General features: G+C 72.4%; 12 protein-coding genes and 1 pseudogene. 4 read left to right on the top strand and 9 right to left on the bottom strand.

All coding sequences use genetic code 11. The features are described from left to right. Window positions 1-100: 100 nt before the first annotated feature. From OG875_RS23045 to OG875_RS23060, 4 genes are all read right to left on the bottom strand, one after another. Complete coding sequence (locus tag OG875_RS23045; RefSeq protein WP_330176124.1) at window positions 101-520, bottom strand: CBS domain-containing protein; 420 nt, start codon at window positions 518-520, stop codon at window positions 101-103. A gap of 304 nt (window positions 521-824) precedes the next feature. Next, window positions 825-1,547, bottom strand: a complete 723-nt coding sequence (locus OG875_RS23050; RefSeq protein ID WP_330176125.1) for a DUF305 domain-containing protein — start codon at window positions 1,545-1,547, stop codon at window positions 825-827. After that, a complete protein-coding gene (locus OG875_RS23055; protein ID WP_330176126.1) occupies window positions 1,544-2,191 on the bottom strand; it encodes a DUF3105 domain-containing protein in 648 nt (215 codons plus the stop codon). The genes OG875_RS23050 and OG875_RS23055 overlap by 4 nt, the downstream gene beginning before the upstream one ends. Window positions 2,192-2,267: 76 nt before the next feature. Then, complete coding sequence (locus tag OG875_RS23060; protein ID WP_330176127.1) at window positions 2,268-2,696, bottom strand: hypothetical protein; 429 nt, start codon at window positions 2,694-2,696, stop codon at window positions 2,268-2,270. A 351-nt stretch (window positions 2,697-3,047) separates the two neighbouring features. On the opposite strand from OG875_RS23060, the gene OG875_RS23065 reads away from it, so the two are divergent. Together OG875_RS23065 and OG875_RS23070 are read left to right on the top strand one after the other, a co-directional pair. Then, window positions 3,048-3,536, top strand: coding sequence for a MarR family winged helix-turn-helix transcriptional regulator (locus tag OG875_RS23065; RefSeq protein ID WP_330177867.1), 489 nt, complete (start codon window positions 3,048-3,050; stop codon window positions 3,534-3,536). Window positions 3,537-3,738: 202 nt separating this feature from the next. Beyond that, window positions 3,739-5,100, top strand: coding sequence for a glutamine synthetase family protein (locus OG875_RS23070; RefSeq protein WP_330176128.1), 1,362 nt, complete (start codon window positions 3,739-3,741; stop codon window positions 5,098-5,100). A 7-nt stretch (window positions 5,101-5,107) separates the two neighbouring features. Here the strand turns inward: OG875_RS23070 and OG875_RS23075 are convergent, their stop codons facing one another. Then, window positions 5,108-5,731 (bottom strand): NADPH-dependent F420 reductase, encoded by a 624-nt coding sequence (locus OG875_RS23075; protein WP_330176129.1) that lies wholly within the window; start codon window positions 5,729-5,731, stop codon window positions 5,108-5,110. A gap of 118 nt (window positions 5,732-5,849) precedes the next feature. Here OG875_RS23075 and OG875_RS23080 point away from each other — a divergent pair, with 118 nt between their 5' ends. Next, window positions 5,850-6,260, top strand: coding sequence for a winged helix-turn-helix transcriptional regulator (locus OG875_RS23080; protein WP_330176130.1), 411 nt, complete (start codon window positions 5,850-5,852; stop codon window positions 6,258-6,260). On the opposite strand, the gene OG875_RS23085 is transcribed toward OG875_RS23080, so the two are convergent. Together OG875_RS23085 and OG875_RS23090 are read right to left on the bottom strand one after the other, a co-directional pair. Continuing rightward, window positions 6,242-7,012, bottom strand: coding sequence for a sulfite exporter TauE/SafE family protein (locus OG875_RS23085; RefSeq protein ID WP_330176131.1), 771 nt, complete (start codon window positions 7,010-7,012; stop codon window positions 6,242-6,244). The genes OG875_RS23080 and OG875_RS23085 overlap by 19 nt on opposite strands. 249 nt (window positions 7,013-7,261) lie before the next feature. Next, window positions 7,262-7,792 (bottom strand): pyridoxamine 5'-phosphate oxidase family protein, encoded by a 531-nt coding sequence (locus tag OG875_RS23090; RefSeq protein WP_330177868.1) that lies wholly within the window; start codon window positions 7,790-7,792, stop codon window positions 7,262-7,264. 240 nt (window positions 7,793-8,032) lie between these two features. Between OG875_RS23090 and OG875_RS23095 the strand changes: the two genes are divergently transcribed. Next, window positions 8,033-11,149 carry a bifunctional [glutamine synthetase] adenylyltransferase/[glutamine synthetase]-adenylyl-L-tyrosine phosphorylase gene (locus tag OG875_RS23095; protein WP_330176132.1) on the top strand — a complete coding sequence of 1,039 codons (3,117 nt, stop codon included), beginning with the start codon at window positions 8,033-8,035 and terminating at the stop codon, window positions 11,147-11,149. Between the two features lie 333 nt (window positions 11,150-11,482). On the opposite strand, the pseudogene OG875_RS23100 reads toward OG875_RS23095, so the two are convergent. Together OG875_RS23100 and OG875_RS23105 are read right to left on the bottom strand one after the other, a co-directional pair. Then, window positions 11,483-12,337: pseudogene (locus OG875_RS23100) on the bottom strand (phosphatase PAP2 family protein); the annotation flags it as partial. 95 nt (window positions 12,338-12,432) lie between these two features. Next, complete coding sequence (locus OG875_RS23105; RefSeq protein ID WP_330176134.1) at window positions 12,433-13,491, bottom strand: LacI family DNA-binding transcriptional regulator; 1,059 nt, start codon at window positions 13,489-13,491, stop codon at window positions 12,433-12,435. Between the last annotated feature and the right edge of the window lie 152 nt (window positions 13,492-13,643).

Below are 13,643 nucleotides of genomic sequence, written 5' to 3' on the forward strand. Positions count from 1 at the left end.
ACTCCGGCCCGTACCGCCCCCGCCAAGGCGCCGTCGCCGCACCCCACCGCATCGCCCCCGCACCGCACCGCACCCGGAGCGCATCGGCCGCGCGGCGGGGTCAGTCGTGCGCGTACACCCGTTCCGCCCACCCGGCGATCTGCGCGTCGGTCAGGTGCAGCGCCAGGTCCGACTCGCTGATCATGCCGACCATGCGCTTGTCCTCGATCACCGGCAGCCGCCGGATCTGGTGCTCCTGCATCTCGTGCAGCACATCGTTCACGTCCGCGTCCGCCTCGATCCAGCGCGGCGTGCCGTGGGCCATCTCGCCCGCCGTGATCTTCGCCGGGTCGTGGCCCATGGCCACACAGCCGATGACGATGTCACGGTCGGTGAGGATGCCGGTCAGCCGCTCGCCGGAGTCGGCGATGGGCAGCGCCCCCACGTCCAGGTCCCGCATGAGCTGCGCGGCCCGGTCCAGCGTCTCGTGCGAGGGGATCCAGTCGGCGCCGGGATTCATGATGTCCTTGGCGGTGGTCATGGGTCGGTCCCTTCTGATCGGCCGGGTGTGTCCTCTGATCGTCCGAGTGTCCGCATGTCCGTAAGGCGAAGAGCGTCCGCCCTGACGCCCCCATCGTCGGTGGGCCGAACGGGTGTACGCGACCGCTGTCACCCGAACGGGTGAATCGGGGGTCCGGCGCGCAACGGCGCCGCCCCCGCCCGCGGAGGTGATCCACGCGGGCGGGGGCGGCGGTGTGCGTCGTACGGACTCGTCCGGCGTCTCCGAGGCGGAACGACGCCGGAACGAGGGCGGAACGAGGGCGGAACGAGGGCGGTACGGGCCTTCAGGAGCGCGGTTTCGCGCCCCGGGCCTTCAACAGGTCGGCCATCAGGTTGAGTTCGGACTGCTGGGCCGCCACCATGCCCTCGGCCAGGGTCCGTTCCGTACCGAACTCGCACGACTCGGCGCAGCCACGGGCCATCGTGACGCCGCCCTTGTGGTGGTCGGTCATCAGCTGGAGATACAGGATCTCCGCCTTCTCGCCCTTGGCGGTCCGCAGCGCCTCCATCTCCGTGCGGGTCGCCATGCCGGGCATCAGGGAGCCGTCACGGACCTCGTGGCCGCCGTGATCCATGCCCTCGCCGCTGTCCGTGCCCTCCATGCCGTCCATACCGTCCATGCCGTGGGCGTCGCCCTTGCCCGGGTGCCCGCCGTCGTCCGCCATCCAGGCCATGGGCTCCTGATCGGTCACGGCCTTCGGCAGCTTCCACATGTCGAGCCAGCCCAGCAGCATGCCGCGCTGGTTCGCCTGGGTGTTGGCGATGTCGTACGCGAGGCGGCGCACCTCCTCGTCGTCCGTGCCGTCCCGCACGAGGAACGACATCTCCACCGCCTGCTGGTGGTGGACCGCCATGTCACGGGCGAACCCGGCGTCGGCCGAGCCCACCGAGGGCGTGGCCGACGCCGCGGGCGCCTTGTCGGGCCCCGCGGAGGCGACCGTGGCCGCCCCCGCGAACAGCAGGGCGAGCACGACCGCCGTGACGGCGGCCCAGTTCGTGCGGGTCACTGGGCACCGATTCCGCCGGTGCACGCCGCACCGGGCTCGGGCGTCTGCGCGCCCTGCACGTACTTCGCGAGGAACTGGTCGACGCGCGGGTCGTCCGCGCTGTCCACGGTGACCTGCTTGCCCCACGCGGTCAGCATGACCGTCCCGGCCTGCTCCTTCACCGGGCTCATCAGCGAGTACTGGGTCTTGCCCACCAGCTCGCCGAGCGTCTTCACGTCGCCGTCGGACGCCTTGTCGTTGTACGTCACCCAGACCGCGCCGTGCTCCAGCGAGTGGACGGCGTTGACGTTGGGGACCGGCTCCTTGTAGACGTCGCCGGCGCAGTTCATCCACGCCTGGTTGTGGTTGCCGCCGACCGGCGGGGTCTGCGGGTACTTGACCTCCTCGGCGACGTGGTCACGGCCGAGCTTCTTCGCGTCCCAGGACTTCTCGCCCTTCACGGGCGCGGCGGCGGCCTTGTCCTGCGCCTTCTGTTCCTCGGACTCCTTGTTGAGCACGAACGCGCCGAAGCCGACGAGGGCCACGACCACGGCGGCGCTCGCCGTGATCGTGATGATGCGGTTGCGCCGCTCGCGGGCCCGCTCGGCGCGGCGCATCTGCTCTATTCGGGCCTTGCGCTCGGTGCTCTGGGTCTTGGAAGCCATGGTGTCTGTGTCGTCCTTCTCGAAAACCTGCGGAACGGGGGTGGGGGAGGTGCGGGAACCCGGTGGGGCGGACGCCCTACGTCCGCAGTACTTGAAGGACGTGGAGATCAGGCGCGCGGGGGGACGCTCCGGAGCGGGCCACCTGACCGGTGCCGGTCAGCGGCGCGGGACGCGCGGGGCTCACCTCGCCGGTGCCCGGCGGATCGGCGGGGTGCGGCGCGGTGAGCACGGCCGGCCAGAGGTGCGGCACGAAGCGGCAGCCGTTGCGCTCGTACGGGCAGATGTACTCGGGGGCGGCGGCCCGCCCGGCCGAGGTGCCCGCCACATCCGTACGGAGGGTGATGCCGGCGCTCGCGGAGTGGGCCGCCGCGCCCCGGTCCGGCGACGAGGCCGGGTGGTGCGGGTCGACGGAGGCCAGACAGAGGGAGAGCGCGGCGAGCAGCGTCGCCACGGCGCTCAGCAGCGCCGTGGGACGCGCGTCGCGTATGTGGCGTCGTCCCCCCATGGGCGCAGATCGTAGTCCGTACAGGTGGCCGAACAGGAGGGCGCGGCGGCCAACGAGTCCGGAACGTGCCCGCGGGTCCGAGTCGTCCTCCGTGAGGAGGCGGCCGAGGCGGCTCCGCGCGGAGGGGTCCGGCAGGACCCGGGCGCGGTACAAAGAGGCATGGCCGACCCTCCGGAACCCCCACCGCACGGACCCGCCGCGCCCGCCGCCGGCGCCGATCCCCCCGAGCCCGAGCCCGAGCGCGGACCCGAGCCCGAACCCGAACCCGAATCCGAGCGCGGACCGGTCGCCCCTGCCGATCCCCCCGGGTCCGGGCCCGAGTCCGGCCCCGCCCCGTCCGCCGACTCCGACGTGGACGCCGTCACGCGCGCGGTGCTGGTCGCCTCCCGGCTGCTCGTCAGCGTCTCCGTACGCTCCCTGGCCACGGTCGAGGACCGGGTCACCCTGCCCCAGTTCCGGCTGCTGAAGGTCCTCTCCGCGCACGCGGGCGACAACCTCGTGTCGGTCGCCGACCGGCTGGGCGTGAACCCCTCCACAGCGATGCGCATGGTCGACCGGCTCATCGCGGCCGGGCTGGCCGAGCGCGGGACCAACCCCGGCAACCGCCGGGAGACCGAGCTACGGCTCACCGACGAGGGCCGGGGGCTCGTCGCGGACGTCTCGGCGGCCCGCAGACGCCGGATCACGGCGATCGTCGAACGGCTGGCCCCCGAGCAGCGCACGGCCCTCGTGACGGCCCTCACGGCCTTCACCGAGGCGGGCGGCGAACGGCCCCTGCCGGACGACGACGGGGAGCCGTACCCGCTGGGCTGGTCGGACGGTACGGCCCCGCTCCACTGACCGCGCGGACGGCGCCCGGCCGCCGCCCGTCCGGGCGCGGCCCCCGGACGCGCGCTCCCCGGGGCGCGTGTCCGACAATGCTTTAGTACGCCGGTGTGCAACCTTCCGGAAATCCTGTGGTGTCATGCTCGGGTGCCCCGGTGCGTACTCGGCAGTGCGGGAGCAGGCGGCCTGACCGGCAAGGATGGGTAGGACAGCAGACATGGACAAGCAGCAGGAATTCGTGCTCCGTACCCTTGAGGAACGCGACATCCGCTTCGTACGCCTGTGGTTCACCGATGTGCTCGGCTTCCTCAAGTCGGTCGCCGTCGCCCCCGCCGAGCTTGAGCAGGCATTCGACGAGGGCATCGGGTTCGACGGCTCGGCGATCGAGGGATTCGCGCGGGTGTACGAGTCGGACATGATCGCCAAGCCCGATCCGGGCACCTTCCAGATCCTCCCGTGGCGCGCGGAGGCCCCGGGCACCGCGCGGATGTTCTGCGACATCCTCATGCCCGACGGCTCCCCGTCCTTCGCGGACCCCCGCTTCGTCCTGAAGAGGATCCTCGCCAAGACGTCGGACCTGGGCTTCACCTTCTACACCCACCCCGAAATCGAGTTCTTCCTCCTGAAGGACAAGCCGGTCGATGGCGGGCGCCCCACCCCGGCCGACAGCTCCGGCTACTTCGACCACACCCCGCAGAACGTCGGCATGGACTTCCGCCGGCAGGCCATCACCATGCTCGAATCCATGGGCATCTCCGTGGAGTTCAGCCACCACGAGGGCGCCCCCGGCCAGCAGGAGATCGACCTGCGGTACGCGGACGCGCTCTCCACCGCCGACAACGTCATGACCTTCCGTCTGGTCATGAAGCAGGTCGCGCTGGAGCAGGGGGTGCACGCGTCCTTCATGCCGAAGCCGTTCAGCGAGTATCCGGGCTCCGGCATGCACACCCACCTCTCCCTCTTCGAGGGCGACCGCAACGCGTTCTACGAGTCCGGCGCCGAGTACCAGCTCTCCAAGGTCGGCCGGTCCTTCATCGCCGGACTCCTCCGGCACGCCGCCGAGATCTCGGCGGTCACCAACCAGTGGGTCAACTCCTACAAGCGCATCTGGGGCGGCTCCACCCGCACGGCGGGCTCGGGCGGCGAGGCACCCTCCTACATCTGCTGGGGCCACAACAACCGCTCCGCGCTGATCCGCGTCCCCATGTACAAGCCCGGCAAGACCGGCTCCGCGCGCGTGGAGGTCCGCTCGATCGACTCCGGCGCCAACCCCTATCTGACCTACGCGGTCCTCCTCGCCGCCGGTCTGAAGGGCATCGAGGAGGGCTACGAACTCCCGGCGGGCGCCGACGACGACGTCTGGGCCCTCTCCGACGCGGAACGCCGCGCGATGGGCATCGAACCGCTGCCGCAGAACCTCGGCGAGGCGATCTCCCTGATGGAACGCAGCGAACTGGTCGCGGAGACGCTGGGCGAGCACGTCTTCGACTTCTTCCTCCGCAACAAGAAGCGCGAATGGGAGGAGTACCGCTCCGAGGTGACGGCCTTCGAGCTGAAGAACCTGCTGCCGGTGCTGTAACGACCGGTCAGCGGGCGACCGACAGCGCGAACGGCACCGGGCCCCAGGCCCGGACCAGGCTTCCCACCATGAGCGGGAAAGCCTCCGGGGCCCGTGCCGTCTCCGCGCCGCCGAGGTCGGTGACCCACTCCGGCGGCCAGCCCAGATCGGCCAGCAGCGCGGCGACGGTCCTCCTGGCCCCGGGATCGTCGCCGGACAGGAAGGCCGTCGGCGGGGTCCTGAGGGTGTGCGGGGCGGCCATCACCGACACGTGCATGGTGTTGAGGGTCTTCACCACGCGTACGGCGGGCAGCGCCCGCTGGATCTCCTCGGTGAGGCTTCCCCCGGGGAACAGGGGTGCCGTCGCGAACCCCAGGGCGTCGGTCTCGACGGCGTTCGCGACGTCGATCAGGACCTTGCCCGCCAGCGAGGGCGCCAGCGTCCCGAGGACCTTGAGACTGACCGCGCCGGGCAGGGCGTTGACCACGACGCCGCCCGCCCGTGCCGCCTCCGGCAGGCCGGTGACGTGTGCTCCCGGGACGGTTCCGCGCGGGTCGCGGGAGCCGACGACGATCTCGTGGCCGGCGTCCCGCCAGGCCCCGGCGAGGGCCCGTGCGACAGCTCCTGAACCGAGGACGGCGATGGTGGTCATGGGGGATCCGCTCCTGGGGCCGGGTGACGATCGTGCCGCTCGTCGGCGACGTTGGACGGCGGCTACCGTGGGCCGGGAGTACGCACTTCAAGGTGCCCTGGGCACGTCGAGGAGAGCCATGACGACCCGTACCGCGGCCGAGCGGCAGGCAGATGCCCGGAGCGCGCACCTGGTCCGGGTCGCCGCGTGTCCGGCCAACCGGCTGCTGGAGCGCGTCGGCGAGAAGTGGACGGCACTGGTCCTCAAGGAACTGGCCGGCGGACCGCGCCGGTACGGCGACCTCGCCCGTACGCTCGCCGGTGTCACCCCCAAGATGCTCACGCAGACGCTGCGCCGCCTCGAACGCGACGGTCTGGTCGCCCGCACCGTCACCCCCGCCGTACCGGTACGGGTCGAGTACGCGCTCACCGCGCTCGGGCAGAGCCTGATGCCCGTCCTGCGCGCCACGGCGGACTGGGCCGAGCGGAACATGGACCAGGTCGAGGCCGCCCGGCGGTCGTACGACGCCGCTCAGCGCAGGAGCAGTTGAAGGCCGCCCAGGATGGTCGCGCCGATCACCAGGCGTTCGAAGACGGTCTGGTTGATGCGGTCCGCGCACAGCTTGCCGACGACCGCGCCGGGCAGCACGAAGAGCACGAGCAGCGCGTCCAGCAGCAGTGATCGGGCGCTGATGAGGCCGAGGCCCACACTCAGCGGCACCTTCGAGATGTTGACGATCAGGAAGAACCAGGCGGACGTGCCCAGGAAGCCGAGCTTCCGGAAGCCGGCCGACAGCAGATACAGCGACATGACGGGACCGCCCGCGTTGGCGACCATCGTGGTGAAGCCGCCGAGCACCCCGTACGAGCGCGCCTTGACCCGGCCCTTGAGGGACAGGGTGTCCTCGGGTGCGGGCCTGTCCTCCAGCGACTGACGCCGCCGCCACATCGTCACGCCCGCCATCAGGAGGAGGATGGTCCCGATGGAGACACGTACGGCCCCGTCGTCGGCCCACAGCATGAAGACGGCGCCCGCCGCCACCCCCGCGGCGACCGCCGGGAAGAGCCGCCACAGGGTGGGCCAGTGCGTATGACGCCGGTAGGTGAGCACGGCGATCGTGTCGCCCACGATGAGGATCGGCAGCAGTACACCGGTCGACTCACGGGCGGGCAGCACGGCCGCGAACACCGCGAGACTGACCGTATTGGCGCCGCTGACCGCCGTCTTGGAGAACCCGACGAGCGCCGCCGCGGCGGCGAGCGCGGCGAATTCCCAGGTACTGATCATGCTGATCGTGTCCATGACGATGACCCATGCTACGGCCCTCGTCCCCGGGCACCCCGGGTGAGCCGGACCGCACGGCGTCGTACCGGACCGGAGCGCCGGCCACGGCCCCGCCGCGCCGAGGACTCCCCGGGTCACACCGCCGGGCATCCCCCGGCGGCGCCGCAATCCCGTCGCGCCCCCGTCAACGGCCGTCCGTCAACGGCCGTCCGTCAACGGCCGTCCGCCAACGGCCGTCCGCCGGCGGCCGGCTGCCCCGGCCGCCGGTCAGTCGAAGCGCCAGCGCGTCTGGCTGTACGGGTCCTTCGTGAAGCCGAAGGCCGTACGGGGGACGACACCGAAGACCGGCACCGTGCCGCCGGCCCCCACGAACGCGCCGTCCCGCACCTCGAAGCGCCACTCCGGGCCGTACTTCAGCTCCCACAGGGCCGCAAGCTCGCGCAGCCGCGCGTCGTCGCTCTCGCGGACCGCCGTGCCCTCGACCACCAGGTCCTGGCCGCCGACGAGCGCGTTCGTGCCGGTGGTCAGGACCACCTCCGGGTTGGCCCGGAGATTCAGCACCTTCCGCTCCCGCTCGCCCGAGCTGAACCACAGGGTGTCCCGCCACCAGACCGTCAGCAGCGGGGTGACATGCGGGCGGCCGTCGGGGCGAACCGTCGACAGCCAGAAGATCTCCGCCGCCGCCAGCCGGTCCACCGCGTCCGCCCAGCCGTCGGCGACCGCCGCCGGGTGGCTGTAACGGGCGTCCAGACGCGTGTCGGCCGGCTGCTTCGGCGCGGGTTCCTGGTGCTCCCTCACATGGGTTCCTTCCTCGGAGGCCGGTACGGCCGCGTACGGGAGTACGCTCACGACCCCTCCGTACGCGAGGCCCCGCCGCGACCGCGGTGACCCGGCGCCACCCCGGCGGCCCGGCGCCGCACCCCGGCCACCCGACGCCCGGCGGCCCGCCGCCCGTTCGAAGGGAGTGGCCGCCCTCCCCGGGGCGCGGCGGAGTACTAGGCTCGGGTGCGGACCCCGATCGGACGGACGAGAGGCCGCATGACGGTGCAGGGACGCAGGAGCAGTACCTTCACCCGCCTGCTCCGGCACGGCTTCACCGATCCGTCCGCGGCCGGGCGGCTGCTCGACCTGCCCGAGCTGGCGACGGTGCGCACGGACCCCGTCCTCCTCGACGCGCTCGGCTCCACCGCCGACCCCGACCTCGCGCTGCGCGGCTTCGTCCGGCTGGTCGAGGCACAGGGCGACGACGACCGCCGGCTGCTGCTCGACACGGTGCTCGCGGCGAAACCGCTGCGCGACCGGCTGCTCGGGGTGCTCGGGGCGTCCGAGGCGCTCGGCGACCATCTGGCCCGGCACCCCGCCGACTGGCAGGTGCTCGTCACCTACGAGTCGGCCGATCTGCACCCCGGCGTGGCCGAGTTCGAGGCCGGGCTCGCCGAGGCCCACGACGTCGACAGCCTGCGCGTCGCCTACCGCCGCTGTCTGCTCTCCCTCGCCGCCCGCGACGTCCGAGGCACCACCGACGTCGCCCAGACCGCCGCCGAACTCGCCGACCTGGCCACCGCCACGCTGCGCGCCGCGCTCGCCATCGCCCGCGCCGCCACCCCCGAGGACGCGGCGGCGTGCCGGCTCGCGGTCGTGGCGCTCGGCAAGTGCGGCGGGCAGGAGCTGAATTACGTCTCCGACGTCGACGTCATCTTCGTCGGCGAACCGGCCCACCCGCACGCCCCCTCGCACGACACCACCGCCAAGGGCGCAGGCGGGACCGCCCCAAACGCCGACGCCGCCGCCCAGGAGGCCGCCGACGCGTCGAAGGCCGAGGCCGAGGCCGTCCGCGCCGCCACCCGGCTCGCCGCCCACATGATGCGGATCTGCTCCGAGACGACCGCCGAGGGCACCATCTGGCCCGTGGACGCCAATCTGCGCCCCGAGGGCCGCAACGGGCCCCTCGTCCGCACCCTCTCCAGCCATCTCGCCTACTACCAGCGCTGGGCCAAGACCTGGGAGTTCCAGGCCCTGCTCAAGGCCCGCCCCGTCGCCGGGGACCTCGCGCTCGGCCAGGACTACGTGGCCGCCGTCGCCCCCATGGTCTGGCAGGCCGCCGACCGCGAGAACTTCGTGCCCGACGTGCAGAAGATGCGCCGCCGGGTCGTCGACAACATTCCCGTCGGCCAGGTCGAACGCGAACTGAAACTCGGCCCCGGCGGACTGCGGGACGTCGAATTCGCCGTGCAGCTCCTCCAGTTGGTGCACGGCCGCAGCGACACGTCACTGCGCAGCGGCACCACCCTCGTCGCCCTGCGCGCCCTCGCCGCCGGCGGTTACGTCGGCCGGACCGACGCGGCCCAGCTGGACGAGGCGTACCGCTTCCTGCGCTCCATGGAGCACCACATCCAGCTGTTCCGGCTGCGGCGCACCCATCTGGTGCCCGACGACGAGGCCGATCTGCGCCGTCTCGGCCGCTCGCTGGGGCTGCGGACCGAACCGGTCACCGAACTGACCCGGGCCTGGAAACGGCACGCCGCGATGGTCCGGCGGCTCCACGAGAAGATCTTCTACCGGCCGCTCCTCGACGCCGTCGCCCAGCTCGCCCCCGGCGAGATCCGGCTCAGCACGAAGGCGGCCGGCCAGCGGCTGGAGGCCCTCGGCTACGCGGACCCGGTGGCCGCGCTGCGGCACCTGGAGGCCCTGTCGTCCGGCGTCAGCCGCAAGGCCGCCATCCAACGGACCCTGCTGCCCGTGCTGTTGGGCTGGTTCGCGGACTCCGCCGACCCGGACGCCGGACTGCTCGGCTTCCGCAAGGTCTCCGACGCCCTCGGCAAGACCCCCTGGTATCTGCGGCTGCTCAGGGACGAGGGCGCGGCGGCCGAGAATCTGGCCCGGGTGCTGTCGGCGGGCCGGCTCGCCCCCGACCTGCTGATGCGCGCCCCGGAGGCCGTCGCCATCCTCGGCGACCCGGGCGGTCTGCGCCCGCGCGGCCGGGAACACCTGGAGCAGGAGGTGCTGGCCGCCGTCGGACGGGCCGAGACCGCCGAGACCGCCGTCGCCGTCACCCGCGGGGTGCGCCGCCGCGAACTGTTCCGGACCGCCGCCGCCGACATCATCGGCTCGTACGGCACCGAGGAGAACCCCGCCGAGGAGGATCCCGGCGAACTGGTCGACCGGGTCGGCCGGGCCGTCACCGACCTCAACTCCGCGACCCTGGCAGGGGCGTTGCGCGCCGCCGTACGGCAGAGCTGGGGCGACACCCTGCCCGCCAGGTTCGCCGTCGTCGGCATGGGCCGCTTCGGCGGCCACGAGCAGGGCTACGGCTCCGACGCGGACGTCCTGTTCGTGTACGAGCCCCGCGAGGGCGTCGAGGAACAGGAGGCGTCACGGGCCGCCGCCACCGTCGTCTCCGAGATGCGCCGGCTCCTCCAGATTCCCACGGCCGACCCGCCGTTGATGATCGACGCCGATCTGCGCCCGGAGGGCAAGAGCGGCCCGCTGGCCCGCACCCTCGCCTCGTACGCCGCCTACTACCGCCGCTGGTCGCTGGGTTGGGAGAGCCAGGCCCTGTTGCGCGCCGAGCCGATGGCCGGGGACGCGGACCTGGGCCGTGACTTCATCGGGCTGATCGACCCGCTGCGCTATCCCGACGGGGGCCTGAGCGACGCCGCTGTACGGGAGATCCGCCGGCTCAAGGCCCGGATGGAGACCGAGCGGATGCCGCGCGGCGCCGACCCCACCCTGCACACCAAACTGGGCCGGGGCGGGCTCTCGGACGTCGAGTGGACGGTGCAGCTGATCCAGATGCGGCACGCCTGGGAGGTGCCGGGCCTGCGCACCACCCGGACCCGCGAGGCACTGGCCGCCGCGCACACCGCGGGCCTGATCCGCACGGAGCACGCCCAGATCCTCGACGAGGCCTGGGTACTGGCGACCCGGGTGCGCAACGGCGTGATGCTGGTACGCGGCAGGGCGGGCGACACCTTCCCCTCGGACGGCCGCGAACTGGCCGCGATGGGCAGGTACTTGGGCTACGGCCCCGGCCCGGCGACGCCCGGCCCGAACCCGTACAACGGCCACAGCGGCGACATGATCGACGACTACCGGCGCACCACCCGGCGCGCACGCGCGGTGATGGAGGAGCTGTTCTACGGCGGGGTCGTCTGAGCGCTACGGAGTGGTCCGGGAGGGCGACGTGCTCCGCGTCGAGGAGGGTCTGGTCCGCGACGGCTTGTCGCCGCGCGAGGGCTTCTCGTTCCGGGGCGGCTTCTCGTTGCGCGGCGCCTTCTCGCCCCGGGGAGGCTCGTTGCGCCGGGCCGCGTCACCGCGCCGGGACGGCCCGCTCCGCGGCGACGGCGACGCCCGCGTCGACGCCGGAGCACGGGCGGCCAGCCCGGCGGCCGGCACCTTCGGGACACTCGCGCCCGGTGCGGTGTGCTCCGGCGCCCGGTCCTCCCCGGAGGGCCCCCGCGTGCCCGGACGGCGCGGCCACCACCGCCGCCTCGGCCGGTCGTCCTCGACCCAGCGCGGCAGCTGGTGCGGCAGCGCCCGGTACCAGGCGTACGACACGGCGAACCCGAACGCCAGACAGACCATGCCTCCCACCGCGTCCAGCCAGAAGTGGTTCGCGGTCGCGACGATCACGACCAGCGTGACCACCGGGTACAGCAGCCCCAGGATCCTCGCCCACGGCGCCTTGGCCAGCGCGAAGATGGTCAGCCCGCACCAGAGCGACCAGCCGATGTGCATGGAGGGCATCGCCGCGAACTGGTTCGACACGGCCTTGAAGTTGCCCGAGGCCATCGAACCCCAGGTCTCGTGGGCCTTCACCGTGTCGATGAAGTTCTGCCCGTTCATCAGCCGGGGCGGCGCGAGCGGATACAGATAGTAACCGAGCAGTGCCACAGCGGTGGTCGCGAAGAGAATGAGCCGACTCGCCGCGTAACGGCCCGGATGGCGCCGGTAGAGCCAGACCAGGACCGCGACGGTCACGATGAAGTGCAGCGTCGCGTAGTAGTAGTTCATGGCGATGATCAGCCATGTCACCGAATTCACCGCGTGATTGACGCTCTCCTCGAACGCCAGCCCAAGGGAACGCTCCGCGTGCCAGATCCAGTCCGCGTTCTTCAGCGCCTCGGCCCGCTGCTCCGGCACCGCGTTACGGACCAGTGAGTACACCCAGTAACTCAGCGCGATCAGCAGGATTTCGAACCAGATCCGGGGGCGTCGCGGCGACCTCGACCGGCGCAGCCGACCGGCGAAGGACACCGGGCGGGACCCGTCGGCCGTCGCACCCGCGGGGGGTGTCGGCGTGGCCGTCGTGCCTTCCGGAATCTTCACGGTCAGTTCACCCATGGAGAGAGAGTCTGCCAGATTTACGCCTTCGACCGATCATCCCCCGGGTGGGTCCCGGCCGCATGCGCTACGCCCCGCGGAGGACCCCTCGACCCCTACTTCCGGCCGTTGTCCTCCGGGAAATTCCCCAGGGGACCGGGCACCGGACCCGAGGCCGTCGAACCCCGGACCACCAGCTCGGGCATGAACACGAACTCGCTCTGCGGAGCCGGGGTGCCGCCGATCTCCTCCAGCAGCGTGCGGACCGCGGCCTGGCCCATCGACGGCACCGGCTTGCGGATCGTGGTCAGCGGGGGATCGGTGAACGCTATGAGCGGAGAGTCGTCGAAACCGACCACGGAGACGTCGCGCGGCACCTCCCGGCCGAGCTGCCGCGCGGCGCGGATCGCGCCCAGCGCCATCATGTCGCTGGCGCACACCACCGCCGTACAGCCGCGCCCGATGAGCGCCGTCGTCGCCGCCTGGCCGCCCTCCAGCGTGTACAGGGAGTGCTGGACCAACTCCTCGATCTCGTCCGGAGCCAGCCCCAGCTGCTCACGCATCGTGGCGCGGAACCCCTCGATCTTCCGCAGGACCGGCACGAACCGCTTGGGCCCCACGGCGAGACCGATCCGGCGGTGGCCGAGCGAGACCAGGTGGGTCACCGCGAGCCGCATCGCCGCCCGGTCGTCGGGCGAGATGAACGGCGCCTTGACGACCGGTGAGAAACCGTCCACGAGGACGAACGGCACGCCCTGGGCGCGCAGTTGCTCGTAACGCCCCATGTCCGCCGAGGTGTCCGCGTGCAGCCCGGAGACGAAGATGATGCCGGAGACACCCCGGTCGACCAGCATCTCCGTCAGCTCGTCCTCGGTGGAGCCGCCGGGCGTCTGGGTGGCGAGCACGGGGGTGTAGCCCTGGCGCGTCAGAGCCTGGCCGATGACCTGGGCGAGCGCCGGGAAGATCGGATTCTCCAGCTCGGGCGTGATCAGCCCGACGAGGCCGGCGCTGCGCCGGCGCAGTCGCACCGGGCGTTCGTAGCCGAGGACGTCGAGCGCGGCGAGAACGGACTCACGGGTGGCCGTGGCAACACCCGGCTTGCCGTTCAGTACGCGGCTGACCGTCGCCTCGCTGACCCCCGCCTGGGCTGCGATGTCGGCTAGCCGTGCGGTCATGTGAATCGACTCTACCGGGCGGGTGCGCGATTGCCCACCGAGCGCCCTTATCGGCCATCGACGCCGGTGAGGGGCCCGCCCGGCGGCCTCGCGGCGCGTCGCGGGCCGCCGGACGGCAAATTCTTGCAAGACCTTGCGGGACGGCTCCGCCG

The organism is Streptomyces sp. NBC_01498 (assembly GCF_036327775.1).
GTDB lineage: Bacteria > Actinomycetota > Actinomycetes > Streptomycetales > Streptomycetaceae > Streptomyces.